The 18,586-nt window shown below is 58.1% G+C and carries 18 protein-coding genes and 1 tRNA gene; 7 read left to right on the top strand and 12 right to left on the bottom strand.

Going from position 1 to position 18,586, the window contains the following annotated elements; all coding sequences use genetic code 11:
• Positions 1-19 precede the first annotated feature (19 nt).
• The 9 genes from LKE90_RS04170 to LKE90_RS04130 form a co-directional block, all read right to left on the bottom strand.
• Positions 20-838 carry an MBL fold metallo-hydrolase gene (locus LKE90_RS04170; RefSeq protein ID WP_291491621.1) on the bottom strand — a complete coding sequence of 273 codons (819 nt, stop codon included), beginning with the start codon at positions 836-838 and terminating at the stop codon, positions 20-22.
• Between the two features lie 61 nt (positions 839-899).
• The gene (locus LKE90_RS04165) at positions 900-1,691 is read right to left on the bottom strand and encodes a TatD family hydrolase (RefSeq protein ID WP_291491620.1); all 792 of its coding nucleotides are present in this window, start codon (positions 1,689-1,691) and stop codon (positions 900-902) included.
• Entirely contained in the window at positions 1,688-3,235 is a 1,548-nt protein-coding gene (gene metG, locus LKE90_RS04160; protein WP_291491618.1) for a methionine--tRNA ligase, read from the bottom strand. The genes LKE90_RS04165 and metG overlap by 4 nt, the downstream gene beginning before the upstream one ends.
• Before the next feature lie 167 nt (positions 3,236-3,402).
• The gene (locus LKE90_RS04155) at positions 3,403-4,359 is read right to left on the bottom strand and encodes a DNA polymerase III subunit delta' (RefSeq protein ID WP_291491813.1); all 957 of its coding nucleotides are present in this window, start codon (positions 4,357-4,359) and stop codon (positions 3,403-3,405) included.
• 63 nt (positions 4,360-4,422) lie between these two features.
• Entirely contained in the window at positions 4,423-5,097 is a 675-nt protein-coding gene (gene tmk, locus LKE90_RS04150) for a dTMP kinase (protein ID WP_291491617.1), read from the bottom strand.
• A gap of 4 nt (positions 5,098-5,101) precedes the next feature.
• On the bottom strand, positions 5,102-6,412 hold the full coding sequence (locus LKE90_RS04145; RefSeq protein ID WP_291491616.1) for a D-alanyl-D-alanine carboxypeptidase family protein: 1,311 nt from the start codon (positions 6,410-6,412) through the stop codon (positions 5,102-5,104).
• A gap of 10 nt (positions 6,413-6,422) precedes the next feature.
• Positions 6,423-7,319 carry a septal ring lytic transglycosylase RlpA family protein gene (locus LKE90_RS04140; protein ID WP_291491615.1) on the bottom strand — a complete coding sequence of 299 codons (897 nt, stop codon included), beginning with the start codon at positions 7,317-7,319 and terminating at the stop codon, positions 6,423-6,425.
• Complete coding sequence (locus LKE90_RS04135) at positions 7,316-8,317, bottom strand: lytic murein transglycosylase (RefSeq protein WP_291491812.1); 1,002 nt, start codon at positions 8,315-8,317, stop codon at positions 7,316-7,318. Before LKE90_RS04135 ends, LKE90_RS04140 begins: the two co-directional genes overlap by 4 nt.
• Positions 8,318-8,445: 128 nt before the next feature.
• Entirely contained in the window at positions 8,446-8,955 is a 510-nt protein-coding gene (locus LKE90_RS04130; protein ID WP_291491614.1) for a hypothetical protein, read from the bottom strand.
• 183 nt (positions 8,956-9,138) lie between these two features.
• Between LKE90_RS04130 and LKE90_RS04125 the strand changes: the two genes are divergently transcribed.
• Positions 9,139-9,723: a DedA family protein gene (locus LKE90_RS04125; protein WP_407066058.1), complete on the top strand. Its 585-nt coding sequence runs from the start codon at positions 9,139-9,141 to the stop codon at positions 9,721-9,723.
• A 6-nt stretch (positions 9,724-9,729) separates the two neighbouring features.
• Entirely contained in the window at positions 9,730-11,004 is a 1,275-nt protein-coding gene (locus LKE90_RS04120) for an ATP-grasp domain-containing protein (RefSeq protein WP_291491612.1), read from the top strand.
• A gap of 38 nt (positions 11,005-11,042) precedes the next feature.
• On the opposite strand, the gene LKE90_RS04115 is transcribed toward LKE90_RS04120, so the two are convergent.
• On the bottom strand, positions 11,043-11,504 hold the full coding sequence (locus LKE90_RS04115) for an MlaD family protein (protein ID WP_291491611.1): 462 nt from the start codon (positions 11,502-11,504) through the stop codon (positions 11,043-11,045).
• A 333-nt stretch (positions 11,505-11,837) separates the two neighbouring features.
• Between LKE90_RS04115 and LKE90_RS04110 the strand changes: the two genes are divergently transcribed.
• The 3 genes from LKE90_RS04110 (at position 11,838) to LKE90_RS04100 (ending at position 14,476) form a co-directional block, all read left to right on the top strand.
• On the top strand, positions 11,838-12,704 hold the full coding sequence (locus tag LKE90_RS04110) for an undecaprenyl-diphosphate phosphatase (RefSeq protein ID WP_291491610.1): 867 nt from the start codon (positions 11,838-11,840) through the stop codon (positions 12,702-12,704).
• A gap of 123 nt (positions 12,705-12,827) precedes the next feature.
• On the top strand, positions 12,828-14,333 hold the full coding sequence (locus LKE90_RS04105; protein WP_291491609.1) for an amino acid permease: 1,506 nt from the start codon (positions 12,828-12,830) through the stop codon (positions 14,331-14,333).
• A gap of 68 nt (positions 14,334-14,401) precedes the next feature.
• Positions 14,402-14,476, top strand: a tRNA-Met gene (locus tag LKE90_RS04100).
• 178 nt (positions 14,477-14,654) lie between these two features.
• Here the strand turns inward: LKE90_RS04100 and LKE90_RS04095 are convergent.
• Positions 14,655-15,920, bottom strand: coding sequence for a polysaccharide polymerase (locus tag LKE90_RS04095; RefSeq protein ID WP_291491608.1), 1,266 nt, complete (start codon positions 15,918-15,920; stop codon positions 14,655-14,657).
• Between the two features lie 288 nt (positions 15,921-16,208).
• Positions 16,209-17,660: an argininosuccinate lyase gene (gene argH / locus LKE90_RS04090; protein ID WP_291491811.1), complete on the bottom strand. Its 1,452-nt coding sequence runs from the start codon at positions 17,658-17,660 to the stop codon at positions 16,209-16,211.
• Positions 17,661-17,732: 72 nt separating this feature from the next.
• Here argH and LKE90_RS04085 point away from each other — a divergent pair, with 72 nt between their 5' ends.
• Together LKE90_RS04085 and LKE90_RS04080 are read left to right on the top strand one after the other, a co-directional pair.
• Entirely contained in the window at positions 17,733-18,260 is a 528-nt protein-coding gene (locus tag LKE90_RS04085) for a TlpA family protein disulfide reductase (protein WP_291500992.1), read from the top strand.
• 11 nt (positions 18,261-18,271) lie between these two features.
• Positions 18,272-18,481 (top strand): TOBE domain-containing protein, encoded by a 210-nt coding sequence (locus LKE90_RS04080; RefSeq protein ID WP_291491606.1) that lies wholly within the window; start codon positions 18,272-18,274, stop codon positions 18,479-18,481.
• Positions 18,482-18,586 lie beyond the last annotated feature (105 nt).

Here is an 18,586-nt window from a genome sequence, read left to right as displayed (position 1 = left end):
GCGAATCTCGCGATTCGGATCAGAACGCGATTTGCCCCGGCACAGCGAAGGTCAAGCCGTCAAAAGCAGCCTCGATGCCGGGAGGAAGTGTTCTCTCAAGGGTCGCCCAGTCCATGAACGGCCCCAGATGCGTCAGAATCGTGCGGCGCGGGCGAATACGCTCACGCCATTCCAGAACGCGATCCAGCCACGCATGGGCTGAGTGAGGCTTCATCTGGAGGCAATCCACCATCCAGGTGTCAACACCCCCCAGCAGGGAAAGAACTTCATCCGTCAGGGACACGACATCCGTGCAATAGGCGAAGTCCCCGCAACGGAAACCGAGAGAGTTCAGTTTTCCATGGTCCTGTTCAAAAACATCAAGGATCAGACCGACAACCTCCAGCCGGTCTCCAGCCTTGATGAAACGAGGCTCGACACCCGGGCGAAAGGCATCTTTCGGTGTCCATGGACGGAACGCATAGTCAAAGCGTCCGCGGATTTCCGCGAGTACCGCCTCTGTGCCAAAAACCTCAATCGGCCGCTCAAGCGCCCAGTTGAAGGGCCGCACATCATCCAGACCGGCAATATGGTCGGCATGGGCATGCGTGTAGAAAATGGCATCGGCATAGGGAATACCGTTTGCAATCAGTTGATTGCGCATATCCGGCCCGGTATCGACAAGCAGACGTCGGCCATCCGGCGCCTGCATGACAATGGAAGAGCGTGTCCGCCGGTTACGCGGTTCGTCCGGATCACAGTCACCCCAGACGCCACGCCCGTCCGCTCCGCCGATAAGCGGCACGCCGGAAGAACCTCCACAACCAAGAACGGTGACGGTGAGCGTGCTGTCAGTCACGATTGGTCTTCCCCGTATTGAATGGCTGGCCCAGTACGATTGGCCCAGTATGCGCGGGTAATCAGTGTGCGCGGGTAAACAGACGGTGGAAATTGGCTGTTGTCGCCTCAGCAAAGGCCCGCTCTTCCATTCCTTTCGCCTGCGCGACAACGGCAGCAGTGTAAGCCGTATAGCCCGGCTCGTTCCGCTTGCCGCGTCGCGGCACCGGCGCGAGATAGGGCGAATCGGTTTCGACAAAAATGCGGTCCAGCGGCACTTCGGCGGCGATATCACGCAATTCCTGACACTTCGGAAACGTCACGATCCCTGAAAAACTGAGATAGCCGCCCAGTTCCAGTGCCGTTTTCGCCAGTTCCGGTCCCGATGAGAAACAGTGGAGCAGAAAAGGGAAGACTCCCCGCGTTTCGGTCTCTTCCCGCAGGATCGACGCCATATCCTCGTCAGCCTGCCGGGTATGAATCACCAGCGGCAGACCGGTCAGACGGGCCGCATGAACATGCTCACGGAAACTGGCCTGCTGCGTGGGACGGACTTCTTCCGCACCATGAAAATAGTCCAGACCGCTCTCGCCAATCGCCACGACTTCTGAATCTTCCGCCAGTTTCACGATGGCGTCGGCGTCCATCGACGCCTCTTCCGTGACGTGATCCGGATGCGTGCCAATGGCGCACCAGATCGACAGATCCGGACGGCTGTAACGGGTCAGCGCCTTCTGCTCAGACTGTCGCGAAAGCCGCGTGCCGATGGTCACCATCCCCTCCAGACCGAACTCCTTCGCCCGGTCCAGCAGTCCCGGCATTTCCTCTTCCGAGAAATGGTCGAGATGACAGTGCGTGTCGATCAGGCCGGTCATTTTGCCTCACCAGCCTCCGGCTCGACATAACGGGGGAAAATCCCCTCCGGCTTCGGCAGTTCGCGGCCAGCGGGAAGCGGCATTTCCAGCGCGTCGAAATCACGCTCGTCCGGCTCGACACCAAGCTGCGTGAGCATCTTGTCCATGCTCTCCGGAATATAGGGCTGAAGCACCGTGGCGATGGACCGTAGCGCATCAGCCAGAACGCGGAGAACGTCGGCCATCCGCTCGGGATCGGTCTTTTTCAGCGCCCACGGAGCCTGATGGTCGATATAGGCATTACAGGCGCGGATCAGCTTCCACGCTTCTTCCAGCGCATCGGTCAGAGCCACGCGAGCGACCTGCGCCTTCATCACATCTGGCAGCACAGCGACCTGCCCCAGAAGATGAGAGTCCGCCTCGGTGTGCTTACCCTGAGCGGGCAGGATGCCGCCGCAGTTACGAGCGATCAGGGAGAGCGTGCGCTGGCCGAGATTGCCTAGGTCATTGGCCAGTTCGACATTCAGACGGTTGATGAGCGAACGGCGCGACAGATCACTGTCACCACCGAACGGCACTTCCCGCATCAGGAAGAAGCGGACCGGATCAACACCGAACTCTTTCACCAGATCGCGCGGGTCGATGACGTTTCCGAGCGATTTGCTCATCTTCTCGCCCTCGACCGTCCACCAGCCGTTGGAGAAGACCATATCCGGCAGTTCGATACCCGCAGCCATCAGGAAGGCGGGCCAGTAAACCGTGTGAAAGCGGGCGATATCCTTGCCAACCAGATGCAGATTGGCCGGCCAGAACTTCATGCGCGGGGCATCGGCGTCAGGATAGCCGAGCGCGGTCAGGTAGTTGGTCAGCGCGTCGAACCACACATACATGACGTGATCCGCATCACCCGGAACCGGCACGCCCCACTTGAAGCTGGTGCGGCTGACGGAAAGATCACGCAGACCCTGCTTTACAAAGCTGACGATCTCGTTGCGGCGACCGACAGGACCGATGAAATCCGGATGCTTCTCGTACAGTTCAAGGAGGCGATCTTCATAGGCAGACAGCTTGAAGAAGTAGGACGGCTCGCGCATCCACTCCACCGGTGCACCAGTTGGAGCGATCTTGGTGCCATCTGATCGTGTGGTGATCTCGTCCTCATTGTAGAACGCCTCGTCACGGAGAGCGTACCAGCCTTCGTACGCGCCGAGATAGATATCGCCGTTCGCCGCGACCTTCTCCCACACAGCCTGAGCGCCTGCGATGTGGCGCGGCTCGGTGGTGCGGATGAAGTCGTCGTAAGAAACGTTCATCGCATCGGCCATGTCGCGGAAATCGGCTGAAATCCGGTCCGTGAACGTCTGCGGGGCCTCACCGGCGGCCTGCGCGGCCTGCTCGACCTTCTGGCCATGCTCGTCGGTGCCGGTCAGGAAAAATACTTCGTCACCGCACAGACGATGAAACCGTGCGACGATGTCCGCAGCGATGGACGAGTAGGCATGGCCGATATGGGGCGCGCCGTTTACATAATAGATCGGGGTCGTGACGTAAAAACGGCCGGTCATGTCCTGCTCTTCGTTAAGACTGCCTGTCTGGATGGCAGTAGGGTGGAGGCTCACTCACTACGATGAGACGCCGCGTGATCCTGCCTGATGGTGCCGTATTCATATCGGATCAGCGTCCATGAGGCGACCCCCGGCAACGGCAAATCCACCCTTTTCAATCAGGCCGCTCAGCTCTGGCGGGTCTGACCTGCAACAGTCAGCGCTTCAATAATCGCTTCCTGCTTGTCGAGATTGAAATTCTCGGTCTTGGCCCGGATCGCCGCGACTTCCCGCCATGCGTCCGCCAACCGGATGCCAGTGCGCAGCCCGTCTTTCGATACGGCACGCGCCTCTTCGGCAATGGCGCTCCCCAGCAGAGTGAAGAACAGTCCGAAACCGGCGTCCCCTGACCGGGACAGGGTTTCCGCCGCGTCCAGAATACGTCCGGTTGGCATACCTCTGACGGCTTCATGAACCAGAGCGTCGATAGCACCACCCTTGTCCGCCAGAAGGGCTATCGCCCGTCCTGGCGATCCTTCGGCCAAAGGCACGACACGTTCGATTTCACCCGGCTCGGCGTCGGGCACAGTCGCCCTCAGCACAGCGCGGACATCGCTTTCCCGGAGTGGCGCGACCGACAGCTTGCGCACCCGGCTGCGAATGGTCGGCAGCAATGCGCCGGGCGTGGCGCTGGTCAGGATCAGAATGGCGCGGACAGGTGGCTCTTCGAGAATCTTGAGCAGCGCATTGGCCGCGTTGCGGTTCATGGCTTCGGCGGTATCCACAATGACCACCCGCCAGCCGCCTTCCGCCGCAGTCCGGTGCATGAAGGCGTTGATGGGCCGAATGTCATCGGCGACGATCTCGCCCCTGAATTTCTGTTTTTTCTCGTCGAAGGCGCGCCCGACTGCCAGCAGATCGGGATGGGAACCCGCGCTCACCAGACGTCCGGCTGATGAATGCCCATCCTCCGCACCAAGCAGTCTGCGCGCCATCCGGAACGCCAGCGGAAGTTTGCCGATTCCCTCCGGGCCGGTCAGCAGCCATGCATGATGCAGCCGCCCGGACGCAAAAGCCTCGTCGAACGCTCTGAATGCATCGTCATGCCCCACAACATGCAGCGAGGCCGCACGAGCCGCATCCATCGGAGAAACGATCGCGTCAGGATCAGCTTCGGTAGCGGATGTGACGCGTCGGGCCGCCATGATCTAGCGCTCTTCGAGGAAAGTCTTGAGCAGGTCCACAACCCGTTCAGTGACGGCTTGCACATCCTCGCTTTCGGATGAAACCGTGACAAAACGCCCGGGCTCGGCATCGGCAATCTCGCGAAACCCGGCCGCAAGCCGTGCATGAAAGGCACGGTCCGCGCTTTCATACCGATCAAGCGGAGCATCCTGTCCTGCCAGAGCTGCCGCACGGGCCGTCATACGACGGTGGCCGGTATCCAGACCGACCTCGAACAGCACGGTCAAATCCGGTGTCAGTCCGACAAGATCACGCAGGGAACGGATCATCGCAATCAGGGATGGATCGCCCTCCCCGCGTCCATAGCCCTGATAGGCCATGGTGGAATCGAAGAAGCGGTCACACAGAACTATTTTTCCGGCTGCCATGGCTGGCCGGATGACCTGATCGACATGATCGCAGCGGGCCGCGAAATGGGTCATGATCTCGGCACGGGCTGAAAGATCGTGCTTCCCGAACAGCAGCAGTTCCCGCAGGGCTTCCGCACCGGGAGAACCACCCGGCTCGCGCGTCGCCACAACCTCGTAGCCGAGCGCCTCAAGACGAGGCGCCACAGCCCGGAGCTGCGTCGATTTACCGGCCCCTTCTCCTCCTTCAAAGGTGATGAAAGCACCGGGGCTTTTGCCTGCAACGCTCACCGTATCAGTGACGCTTCATGCCAAGATGGGCGGCAATCCGGCCACCGAAGCCCAGTTTGGCCACAGCCGATCCTGCTTCGACGGGAACCGTGATCACGGTCGCCTGTGGTGCCGGAGCGGCGGGAGCCGCAACGCCCGGCACGACAGCGGCAGGCACCACTGCGGTCTGGCTGGTCGGAAGCGTGACGGTCAGTTGCCCGAGGGACTGGCCAACCGTGACCGGAGCGGCGACAGGCGAGAGATAGTCCACGGAAATATGCACGCGGGACTGCCAGCCATGCGGCAGAAGGAACGTCACGTCACGGGACGCCACGACTGGCACGGTCGCGTCCTGTCCCATCCACACAGGAGCCTGATCAAGCACCTGTCCTTTGCGCGCAATGACGGCCAGTTCGAAGTTGGCGAACGCCCAGCCGAGCAGACGCTCGCCTTCGTGCGCACGGATATTCGTGCTCGCCATGCCGTTGATGCCCATTACCACGCGGCGACCGTCCCGCTTGGACGAGGCGCAAAGACCGAAGCCGCCCGCATCCGTATGGCCGGTCTTCAGACCGTCAGCGAGGCCCTTATCGACCAGAACGTTCCGGTTGCCCTGATTGATCTTGTTGAAGGCGAACGAGGTCTCAGAGAAGAAGTGATAATATTGCGGGAAATCGCGGATAAGGTGCGTCGCGATGGTGCAGACGTCCCGCGCCGACATGTAATGCCCTTCAGCGGGCCAGCCGGTCGTGTTCATGAAGTGGGAATTGCTCATTCCGAGCTTGGCGGCCGTGTCATTCATCACGGCGACAAACTGCTCTTCAGAGCCGGAAATACCTTCAGCCAGAACGATGCAGGCGTCGTTGCCGGACTGGATCAGCATGCCCTGAATCAGATCCTGCACCGGCACGCTCTCGCCCAGCGGCACGAACATCTTCGACCCCTGCATGCGCCATGCCTTTTCGCTGACAGGCAGCGTCTGGTCCAGCTTGAGGCGTCCCGCGTTCAGCATGCCGAACACGACATAGGCGGTCATCATCTTGGTCAGGGATGATGGCGGCATATGCTCGTCAGCGGCTTTTTCCAGCAGCACCTGTCCGCTGTCGAAGTCGGTGATGCAGGCCCAGCGGGCAACCGTATCCACGGGGCCGATCGGGGTCATGGCAGGCGTCGAATCAGCGATCGGCGTCTGGGTTTCAGCAACCGGGGCCGCTTTCCCGCCATGCCGGGCAGCATGGTGGGGTTTTGCCGCGAATGCCGCGACACCATTCAAAAGGCCGGCGCCACCGGTGATGGCGGCCGCGCCGCTGGCGAGAAGTATCCGACGGGTCTGCACGTTCCCAATCCTATTCGACGACAATGTGGGCCCCCGTTAACCCGAGGGTCAGGGCTTGGTCCAGTGCCGCGTCCGCATCAGCGACACTGGTGAATGGTCCGACGCGCACGACCCAGCCGGGACCGTTATTGTCAGAGGCGTAACTCACCGTTCCTCCGGCGCGTGCCGCTTCTATCGCCGCATAGGACCGCTGTGTAAATCGCCCGACTTCAATCCAGAGACTTCCCGGGGTCGCCCAGCCCTGTGTGTAGACGACAGGAAGGGACGGCAGAGAGGCAGGCTGCACCTGCTGTGCGCCCGTTTCCGGCTGGCTGCCCGGAACCGTTTTCGGTGCGGCAGGCATATCGAGCGATTCGGTCTGCACTGTGCCGACGGGTGCGGCCTTCATGTCCAGCAACGGACCACCCGGCAGCGTTTCAGCGAAGAGTCGGCTCGGCAACTCGTTCTCGATCACTTCGACACGCGCCGGTCCACGCCCCATCCCGAGAGCCGCCGCCGCCTGCGGTGTGAGGGAAATCAGCCTGCCGCGCTGTTTCGGCCCTCTATCATTCAGACGCACCTCGATCTGACGACCATTATCCAGATTCCGAACCGTCACCTGCACAGGCAACTGAAGGGTCGGATGCGCCCCTGTCATCGCCGTGGGATCATAGATTTCGCCATCCGCCGTGATGTGAGGAGATGTGTCAGCATCCACCACCGCCAGACCGCTCTCCCGCCATGCGAATTCCTGTCGCGGATAAAGCCAGACACCATCCTGTTTATAGGCAGCTCCGACTTCGTAATGGATGTGGGCAGGCGGCAACTGCGGTGCAGGCCTGTGGCATGCCGTCAGGAGAAATGCCGTTCCGGGAACGAGCCAACGGACGACAGACAGACCTCTGGCGCGAGAGACCGGACATTTCATGTTGTAAGATTGCCCATCAACCCGACGCCCAGCGCGTAATAGTCGGATGGATTATAGCGGCGGATCACGTTGAAATTGTGATAAACCATGAAAGCGTCGCCGCCCGGCCCGTCAGGGCGGACGATGGCCCCTTCCACGTCCGGTCGCCCGAAATTCGAACCATCCCTGCGACGGACTCCGGCATCCATCCATGCCTGTAGCGTGCGTGTATGATCACGCCCGACGGATGATTGCGGCAGGGAGTCTGGCACGGTGATTTCCTGTCCCCAAGGCTCTCCCGTCCGCCAGCCGGATCTGGACAGATAGTTACCGATGGACATCAGCACATCCGGCACATTTTTCCAGATATCGGCGCGGGAAGAGCCGTCGAAGGCACGGGCATATTTCAGATAGGCGCTCGGCATGAACTGCGGCTGCCCCATCGCACCGGCGTAGCTGCCTGTCATGGAGGCCGGGGGAATCCGTCCCTCACCAAGGATTTGCAGGGCCTTCAGAAGCTCGGAGCGGAAAAAGGCGGCGCGACGACCGTCGAAAGCCAGTGTCGCCAGCGCGTCGATCACGTTGAAACCACCAGTGATACGACCGTAATAGGATTCAAGCCCCCAGATTCCCATGACCGGCTGCCGGTCCACGCCGGTCGTCGTCTCGACCCTGACGAGCGATCCGTGCTGTTTGGCGTAAGCCGCCCGCCCCGCGTCGATCTTGGCTTCTGTCAGCACCTTCTCCCGATACTGCGCCCATGTCAGCGTGAATTCAGGCTGATGACGGTCAAGCTGCAATACGCGGGCATTGGGCTGGTGCGTGAGGGAAAGGGCCTCGCTGACAAGAGAACCCGACAACCCCATTCCGACAGCCTGACTGCGGACGCCTTCCAGAAACTGCGCATAGGAGCCGGTCGCATGACCTGTTGCTGCCCGGAGCAGTGCGGGACGCAGGAAAACCGCGCCGCCAAGCCCGCCGAGAAGCAGACCACGCACTGCGGAACGACGGTTGATCATGCAAGTCATGCCGGCACACTCTCCAAAATGCTGCACTGCCTGTCAGATGGCGGCTGGAACATCCCGCCTCAGCCATCCACGCTTTCCCTTACTGCGATCGGTGGGGCTTCTCCAGAGGGGCAGTGAAGCTATTTTACGACCGGTCCAGCAGGCTTCAGGCGGCGGCGCTCCGCAATGCCGAAAAAGATGAAATGTTCGAACGGATTTGTGGAGGGATCGACATCCGGGTTGGCTGCAAGGTAGGCGCGGCCATCGAAATAGGGATTGGGATTTCTCCCCTCACGCCAGCCTTTTTCCATGTAGTGGCGGCTGGGGTCGATGCCGGCATGTCCAACATCGGGGTGCTGACCGAGATACCATTCCCGATCAAAGAAGCGAACGGCTACGGGGAGCGCTCCGGCTTCTGCTTCGGTCATCCGCAGCACCGGCTGTGACGGCGCGGTCACTGGCGACGAGGTTATGGGAAGGCCGGGCTTTCTGGTCGACTTCACGATGGAACGACGCCGCACCCCGAGAGCGGCAGGCGCCGGGCGACTGCCTATCGCAGACCGCAAGGCGGCCAGTCGCGCAGGGCCTGTGGCAGGCAAATTCGGAATTTCACGAGCAAGATCGACGAGTGAGCACAGCTTTTCTGACAAGATTGTACCGTCCTGCTCCATGAATGACATAAAGCACAGTAAACATAAATCACCGGAAGTTAAGCTTTTTTAATCAATTTTTTCCGTCAAAACCGGGTTTGACTGGCCGCTGTGCGTTTTTGGAAACTGGAGTTCAGTTTCAGCCCGTGTAAAGAACTCGCGATGTCCTTCGATCTGCCCAGCATGCTGACAACCGGCCTCACAACCGCCGCGCATACTCCCCTGTGGCAGGTTGTGACGATCATCATCGGCACATTCATTCTTGAAGACGGCGCGACCATTCTGACCGCGATTGCTGTCGGAGACGGAGCCGTCGCGCTTCCCCTCGCCCTGCTCTCTCTCTATGTCGGGATCGTCACGGGAGATGCGGGACTGTATGGGCTGGGTCGGCTGGCCGCCTTCTGGCCTCCCGCCCGCCGCTGGGCGCCCGCAACGACTGGAAAAGGACATGCGTCCGGTCCGAAATGGTGGCGTGGAGCGGCTCTGTTCCGGGTTATTTTCGTGTCCCGCTTCATTCCGGGAACCCGCCTTCCCATCTACACGGCAACAGGTTTTTTTGACGCAGGGTTCAGGGTTTTCATCCTCGCAACGGCTTTGGCCACGCTTTTGTGGACAACCGCATTATTTGCGCTGTCGCTGAAAATGGGTCAGATTCTGCTGGACGAACTTGGCGCCTGGCGCTGGGTCGGTGTCGCAGGGTTTGTTCTGGCTATCGTTCTTGTCGGACGTCATGTCGCCCGCATGCAATCGCCATCTGCACGAGGTTAGGGCGAAATGGATCACTTGGATGGAACAGGTCTCTCGGACCTTGTCGCGGATACATCGACGGACTCAGACCACTCGTCGCAACCGGCTTCGTACGCCACACCTTCTCCTCTCCGTGGCCCGTCCGCCTCAGGACTGAAACATCAGCCCACTCCTTTCGCGCCCCCCCCGACTGACAACAAAAAGCTCTCCTTTGTCAGCACCCTGATCGCGCATATACGGGGACGGCATATCGAGAACGCGGAGCCTGTCAGCTTTTTCGAGTTCTGGCCGGGCTGGCTGTTCTATACGCCGATCGTCGCTTACTGGCTCGCTCTGGGCGTGCGTTACCGCGATATGGGCATGCCCACAGCGGCCAATCCGCTGATTTCGACCGGCGGTCTCTGCGGCGAGAGCAAAAGCTCGATCCTCGATATGGCTGGCCCGTTTGCAAAAGGCTTCATTGCGCCCTACGCGATTCTGGATACGGATCGTGACGATCAGAGACGTGCCGAAGTGGCCATGAAAGCCGTGGGCATCACCTGCCCTGTCGTCGTCAAACCAGACGTGGGCTGCAACGGTACAGGCGTGAAGCTCGCCCGCACTCAGGCTGATCTGGAACAGATTCTTCAGGAATACCCGCGCGGTGTCCGTCTCGTGCTCCAGCGTCTGATCCCATGGGAGCACGAAGCCGGGCTTTTCTATATCCGCCATGCAGGAGAGAAGCAGGGGCGGATTACATCAATCACCTATAAGGATGTGCCTGTTCTGCTGGGTGACGGAAAATCGACCGTCGCCGAACTGCTGGACCGTGACCCACGCACCAGACTTCTACCGCAGATCTACCGCCCCCGGCTGGCCGACCGTCTGAACGATGTGCCTGCCGCTGGTGAAGGGCTGCCGCTGGTCTTTACAGGCAACCACTGCAAGGGTTCGGTTTTCCGGAATGGCGCTGCCGACATCACTCCGGAACTCACGGCCGTTCTGGATCGTATCATGCAGGATATTCCGGAATTCCATTTCGGACGCGTGGACGTAAAGTTCCGTTCTCAGGATTCTCTCCGACACGGCGAGGATTTCGAGATCATCGAAATCAATGGTGTGGGCTCGGAAGCGACCCATATCTGGGATGCCCGCACGACGCTGCGGGAAGCCTACGCCGCGCAGTTCCATCATTATGGAGAGGCGTTCCGAATCGGCGCTGAAAATCGCAGGCGCGGCTGGAAATCAACACCTCTGCCCGCGGGGTTTCGTCTCTGGTTCGAACAGCGCCGGCTACTGCGTTCCTATCCGCTGAACGACTGATCAAGCCGGAAAATCTGACCATATCAGTTCTGGCCGTATCAGTTTGCGGGCAGACCACCGTTCCCGAAAATGTAGTTGCTCACCTGCTGTTCAAGACTCAGAGGCTCACGGGTATTGGTGAGAACATCTCCAGCCTTTGTCATCTGGCTGGACTTCCCCGGCTCGATCATCAGGGCGTTATCGCCTGACATGGTCGTCGAACCAACGCTCAGAACGCTGTCCACAGGAAAGTGCAGCGTGTCGTTGACCTCAAACCTGACGACAGCCACCTGTGTCTGGGAATCAAGATGCACGTCGGAGACACGTCCGACAGACACTCCCGCGATATCGACCGCAGCCCCGGGGTTCAGACCGTTGGCGGAGACAAAGCTCGCGGACAGGGGGTAGCGGGAAACGCCAAAGCTTGTCTGCGTGCCGTGAGCGTAGACAGCGAACCCTATCGTGGCAGCCAGAACGCCAAAGCTGAAAACGGTGGTGCCTGTCTGTCTGTTGCGGGCCATTCCTGCGTCCTTCTAGAGCGGCATCCATTCAGACTGGATCACGGATGCCGCTCCAACTCATTGTTTATCGAGCAACTTTATCCGACCAGACGATTCCGTCTGATCGGACGTTGCTCTAGCGGACATTCCTGAACGCCCGTCATGCTTCAATAAGGCTTTGCAGCCCCACACGGTCAAGCCGACAGGAAAAAAGAATAACGCCTTGATACCAAAACGATCATAAACGCAGTATCCCTGCCGGATAAGGCGCGGTAATTTTACCGCAAATATTCAGACGATTCACATGCAAGGCATATCTGGGTCGTCAGGTCTTTCAGGAAACGGATTCACTCTATGTCATTGCTGCAGGCCCTCATCATTGCAATTCTTCAGGGGGCAACCGAGCTCTTCCCGGTCAGCAGTCTGGGTCACGCGGTGCTGCTGCCCGCTTTGCTGCACTGGCACTTTGACGAGAATGATCCGACTTTTCTGCCTTTTCTCGTGATGCTTCATCTCGGGACATCCGTTGCACTGTTCGTGTTTTTCTGGCGCGACTGGGCGGCGATCATTGGCGGGGCGCTCGGACTGCATGGCAGACGCTACAGGCTGGAAAGCTTCCGGATTCTCTTCCTGCTGGCCATCGCCACTGTCCCTGCGGTTATCTGTGGCGGCCTGTTCGAGCATCTTTTCCGCCATCTGTTCGGCTCCCCCCTGCCTGTCGCAGGGCTGCTTGTCGCAAACGGCGTGATGCTCCTGATCGTGGAGAAACTGCGCTCACGAATGTCCACGCAACGCGCTGAAGAGGCCGAGGCCGGACGGCCGATCGCCAGTCTGACTGCACGGGACGCTCTGGTTATCGGCCTGTTCCAGTGTCTCGCCCTTTTTCCGGGTATGTCCCGTTCCGGCGCAACCATCGCAGGCGGTCTGCTGCGTGGACTGCATCACGACGTCGCCGCCCGCTTTTCGTTTCTGATGGCGGAGCCGATCATTCTGGCGGCCACGGCGCATCAGATTCTGAAGATGCGCCACGTTCCCGTCACGCACGAACAGATCCATCAGGGCGCAATCGCTGCCTGTGTCGCCGGTGTAACCGCTCTGATCTGCACTGGCATCCTGATGCGTTACTTCAGCCAGCATGAGAAATGGGCTCTGGCTCCGTTTGCCTATTACTGCATCCTGCTCGGTCTGGGGTCGCTGGCTTATCTGAGCGGCGTCCTTTAACGGACACCATCTTTTTCACGGCTCTGTTTCCCATGACTGATTTCCTGTCGTGGGAGCGTGTCGGCCCATAACGACTGCTCGCTTGCAGACCGTTTCTCCAGATAGCAGCAGGTCGTCAGAAACATGACAGAACCACGACGTAAAGAGGTTGAACAGGCCGTGCAGGCCAGTGAGACGTCCGGCCTGCGTCGCACCATGGGGCCTTTCCACCTGACCATGCTGGGTGTCGGCGCGACTGTCGGCGCGGGTATCTATGTGATGGCGGGCACGGCAGCAGCCAATTATGCCGGTCCCGCTGTCGTACTCTCTTTTATCATCGCGGGTCTTGCCTGTCTGTTCACTGCCTTTTCCTATGCCGAACTGGCCTCTTCCATCCCGGTTTCAGGCTCAGCCTACACCTACGCCTATGTGTCACTGGGAGAACGGGCGGCTTGGTGGGTGGGATGGTTGCTTCTTCTTGAATACGGCATTTCCTGCGCGGGCGTTGCCTCCGGCTTTTCAGGTTATGCCGTCAGTTTTCTGCATGATTTGGGCATTATCGTTCCTGCTTCCCTGCACGCGCCAATGATCACGGCGTCCATGACGCCCCACGGAACCACGCTGTTAGCCGGATGGCGCATAGACCTGCCTGCAACACTTTCCGTTGTGGCCGTAACAGCCATGCTGATGCGGGGTGTGACAGAATCCATCACCATCAACACGGCGATTGTTCTGCTCAAGACGATGACCCTGCTGATCTTTGTCTCGGTCGGACTGACAGCCATCCATCCGGACTACTGGCACCCTTTTCTCCCCCCCTCGGAAGGCGCTTTCCGATACGGCGTCACGGGAGTCTTCCGGGCCGCCTCGGTCGTATTTTTTGCCTATGTCGGCTTCGAGGCCGTCTCGACCGCTTCAACAGAAGCCCGTTCGCCACGTCGCGATATCCCCATCGGCATCATTGGATCGCTCCTGATCTGCACTCTGATCTATCTGTGCGTGGCATTGGTCCTCACAGGTGTCGTTCCCTGGCGTCAACTGGATGTGTCTGACCCTCTGGCGCTGGCCGCTGACGCAATCGGCTCCCCATCTCTGGCGTTGCTGGTGAAGCTGGCTGGCGTGATTGGGCTCTGTTCGGTGCTGTTCGGCCTGCTCTATGGTCAGAGCCGGATCTTTTTCACCATGGCGCAGGATGGTCTTCTGCCGCCTGTTTTCAACAGGCTTCATCCCCGCTTTCATACTCCAGCAGCAGGCTCTCTGCTTCTGGGGATGCTGGTAGCTCTGGCCGCGGCGACGCTCCCCATCGACATCATCAGTGACCTCGTGAGTATCGGCACCGCCGCAGCTTTTGGCGTGGTCAATCTGACGGTCCTCAGGGACCGCTCAGTCCGCCCTGAAGCGGAGCGCCCCTACCGCGTTCCGCTCGGGGCCATACGGGTCGGCCGCATCTGGTTGGGTCTCACTCCTCTGCTAGGAATTCTGTTCGCGGGTGTGATGATGCTGCCGCTTCTGATCGAACTGACCAGCGGCATTCTCTCAGGCAACCGTCTGCCAGCGATTCTTCTGGCGATATATTTTGCTTCAGGTGCAGCCATTTACCGTTTTTACGGACAGTCCCATTCAGAATTTGCCCGAAACAGACAGATATGACGTTATGAGGTCTGATATGGGTTGACGTCGCCATCACATCTGGATATTTCAGCGCTCATCGGCGCGATGGCGGTGTAGCTCAGCGGTAGAGCAGGGGAATCATAATCCCTTGGTCGGCGGTTCAAATCCGTCCACCGCTACCATCGGCCGGTTTTTCCCTTTAAATTGTATCATTATCTCACAAATAATGAGGGCTTAAAATGCCCATATGGGAAATTCAGATTCTTGATTGATAAATACACAATTCCATATCTTCAATTAAGAATTTAATCCCGAACCAATTTTTATTTTCTCTTAAATTAATTCCATTTTGAAAACATATTATTTTTTAAAAAATAATCGAATTTTATCAATGGCCCCATAAAGAAACCAGCATAAAGCTCCAGTCTTGATGGTCACTGCATTCGCGCCAATACACAATGAAGTTCCAAAATAGACCGCCATCATGGATTTCATGATCATGGCTTCCGAGTTGCCGGTTCTATGGAAAGCAATCACGGCAAACAAGACAATAGATAAAGGCAGACCAAGATTATTGAAAAGATAGGCGTATCCTGTATCTGCGGTATAAACTGGAGAATCAGCGAAACCAAACCAGTGCACCAGACTCCAGTCGTCAAGAAGACGACCCGAGAACAGAAGACGTCCTTTAAAATCATCGCTCAAAATGCCTGGTTTAGTCCCAGAAATTTCATATCCTGAGCCTACCACAGTCAAAGTCACCATGATGAGGATCGGTAGAATAAAAACAAAGAAAGACGAGCGCGCAAGAGGCAGCAGACGCACTAAAACAAGCAGAACACAGCATCCTGTAGCAAAACGAGAGTCGGTTAGTATGATACAAAGAAATCCAAGCGCCATTAGTAAAATAGAGTGTTCATTTCGCCTGTTTTCCCATGTAATCAACCCCCATGCGAAAACAATAGTTGCAAAATTACCCATTGAAACCGGCTCAAGAAATACTGATGAGATACGCACAGGTCCAAGCAGAGAGGGAAAATACGTACGAGCATCCGTTCCTCGTGCACCACTTACAAATGATGTTGTCTGGCGATAATTGATAACATCTGAGCCGACGGCGCCTTTATCCACATAATACTGCCAGATATTGAAAAAATGACCATATAGATCAAAAGCCAACAACTCAAAAAACGCAAAAAACAATACCAGAGATATTGAAATCCACAGTGTTTCCCTTGCCGTTTTAATGGATGTCATGCTCCCCAGAAGGTAGAAAACATACGGAATCCAAAGATCGTGTAAGATTTTAAGTGTGACGGCCTGATTGATGAGATGAGCAGCAATCACATAACCCGATATCAGAATTGACAGAATAACTGCTATTGATGTTATGTTTTTTCGTACAATCCATGTAGCGGCGAAGATAATAAAAAGTTCAGATATTACAATAATACCATTAGATGCATGCAAAATTCCCTTCGTGTCCAGAAAACACAAAAAAGGATTGAACATAATACTGGCAATAACCAGCCATTTTCCAGCTGAAAAACTCGATGACGACACAGCCTCACGCCGAGACTGCTGCGGCTCTGCCTGCCCGCCGAACTGGGAAATCGTAACAGTCATGGCATCCTAGAGTTTATTGAAAAAACTTGAAGAGTGTACGAAAACGTCAGCAGCATATTATCTGCCATCAGTATGACAGCTTTAGTCAGAAAACGAATATTCGCATGCATCCCTACAATTCAATATCGTCTACTGAATTACAACAAACTCAATCCGGAGCGGGATAACTACGCGGATAAACAATCTCGCTGTCTGGCCCCGGAGGATGAGGCGCCCCTTTCTTACCGCATCCCGCAAGAGGAACCGTAATACAAACAAGCGCCACCAGTGCTGTGAATCGACGGATCATCAGTTCTGGTGCCCTTTTCCAAGCCGCTTCAGCCATGCTTCGGCTTCCCGATGCACGTTGCTTCCCGCCGTGCCACCTTCACTCACACGCGATGCAATCGATGCCTCGACTGTCAGCACGGAATAAAGATCCTGTGTGATGCCCGGCTCCACAGACTGCATTTCCGCAAGGCTCAGATCAGAAAGATCGACACCCTTCTTTTCTGCCATGGCCACCAACTGACCAGTGACGTGGTGTGCGGTCCGGAACGGCACCTTGAGAACACGAACAAGCCAGTCGGCAAGGTCCGTGGCCGTCGAGAACCCGGAACCCGCATATTTGCGCATCTGTTCCACATTGGCGGTCAGATCACGCACCATGCCGTCACAAGCAGCAAGCGTGAGCGCCATCGCCTCCGTCGCTTCGAACACAGGAACCTTGTCCTCCTGCATGTCCTTGGCGTAGGCCAGCGGCAACCCCTTCATCACCGTCAGAAGACTGACCATCGAGCCCAGCACACGCCCAACCTTGGCGCGCGCCAGTTCGGCGGCGTCAGGGTTGCGCTTCTGCGGCATGATGGAGGAGCCCGTGGTGAAGGCGTCCGTCAGACGGATGAAACTGAACGGCGACGAGCACCAGATGACGATTTCTTCCGCGAAACGCGACATATGCATCGCCATAATGGAGAGCGCCGAGAGATATTCGAGCGCGAAATCGCGGTCCGACACGGAATCGAGCGAATTGGCGGTCGGACGGTCAAATCCGAGCGCCGCCGCTGTCATCCTGCGGTCGATGGGGAAAGACGTTCCAGCCAGAGCCGCCGAGCCGAGAGGACACTCGTTCAGGCGCTTGCGGGCATCCGCCAGACGGCCCCGGTCACGCGACAGCATCTCGACATAGGCCAGCAGATGGTGGCCGAACGTAACCGGCTGGGCTGTCTGGAGATGAGTGAAGCCGGGCATCGCCGTATCGGCATATTCAAGAGCCCGCGTGGCCAGCGATCGCATCAGCGCCTCGACCTGCCCGCTGATCCCGTCGATGGCGTCGCGCACCCAGAGGCGGAAATCCGTCGCCACCTGATCGTTGCGGGAGCGGCCGGTGTGCAGACGCTTGCCCGCTTCACCAATCCGATCGCTCAGGCGCGCTTCGATGTTCATGTGGATGTCTTCAAGCGCTTCATCAAACGGGAATGATCCCGCTTCGATCTCGGCACCGATTTCGGACAGACCACCTTTGATAGCGGCTTCATCGTCGGCGCTGATGATACCGACTTTCGCCAGCATGGCAGCGTGAGCGAGCGATCCGGCAATATCCTGCCGCCACATAATCTTGTCGAACCCGATGGAGGCGTTGATTTCACGCATAATGGCGGATGGGCCGCCTGCAAACCGGCCGCCCCACTGCACATTCGCGCTATTTTCTGTCGGGCTTTCTGTCAGCTTGCTCACTGCGTTCTGCTCGTCCACACTCATCAAATGCCTCAACATCACTTTCGCCACCGCATCCCATCCGCGAAACTGAAACTACAGCGGCGTTCCATCCTTATGCTGGCGGGCACCCTAATCGCAGGCATGACGCCGCGCAAACCTCTTCATGCACAAGATATCACGGATACTCCGCTTTCGCTCGCAACACTGATAAAAGAAACACCCCAGCCTCTGACCGGCCAGACTGTTACAGACAAGGACGGGACGGAGCACGCCCTTGACGATTTCCGTGGAAGACCAACTGTCGTGCATCTATGGGCGACATGGTGCGGTCCATGCATCAGTGAACTCCCTGCCCTCGCCCGAATCACTCCTGCACTGACGACGAGCGGCATCGCAGTGCTTCCTGTATCGGTCGATCATCGTGGCCCCGAAGTCGTCCTGCCCTTCCTCAGAAAGCTGCACATGGAAGATTTCTCTTCCTACTATGACCAGCGGCGCGCCATACCAGCCAGTCTGGAAGAAAGCAGCCTGCCCCTCACGCTTTTCATCAACCGGCAGGGCGAACTCGTCTGCCGCCACGCAGGCCCGCTTCTATGGAATACTCCTGACGCAGCAACAGTTCTTCTGCGTCTGATGACATAAAGGAAATCACCATGAAACTCAGCGCACGCAACCAGATCCCCGGCACAGTGACAGCCATTGCAAAAGGCGCCACCACGTCTCACGTCAGCATCGATATCGGTGGAACAACGGTCATGGCCGCCATCACCAACGAAGCCGTGGCCGATCTTGATCTGGCGGTCGGCAAGCCCGCCTACGCCGTCATCAAGGCCTCGGACGTGATGGTCGGCGTGGAAGACTGAACCGCCAGAGTGCGGCCTCGGCAACATCCCGGCGGCGCATGATCTTGACCGGGCCGGTTGGTCCTCTTCATAACGTCCTGCCCCTTACCGGGACGGGACGTAAGT

It is taken from the genome of Acetobacter sp., assembly GCF_022483985.1.
Lineage (GTDB): Bacteria > Pseudomonadota > Alphaproteobacteria > Acetobacterales > Acetobacteraceae > Acetobacter.
The sequence above is the reverse complement of the archived record's forward strand: the minus strand, read 5'-3'. Positions and strand labels throughout refer to the sequence as shown.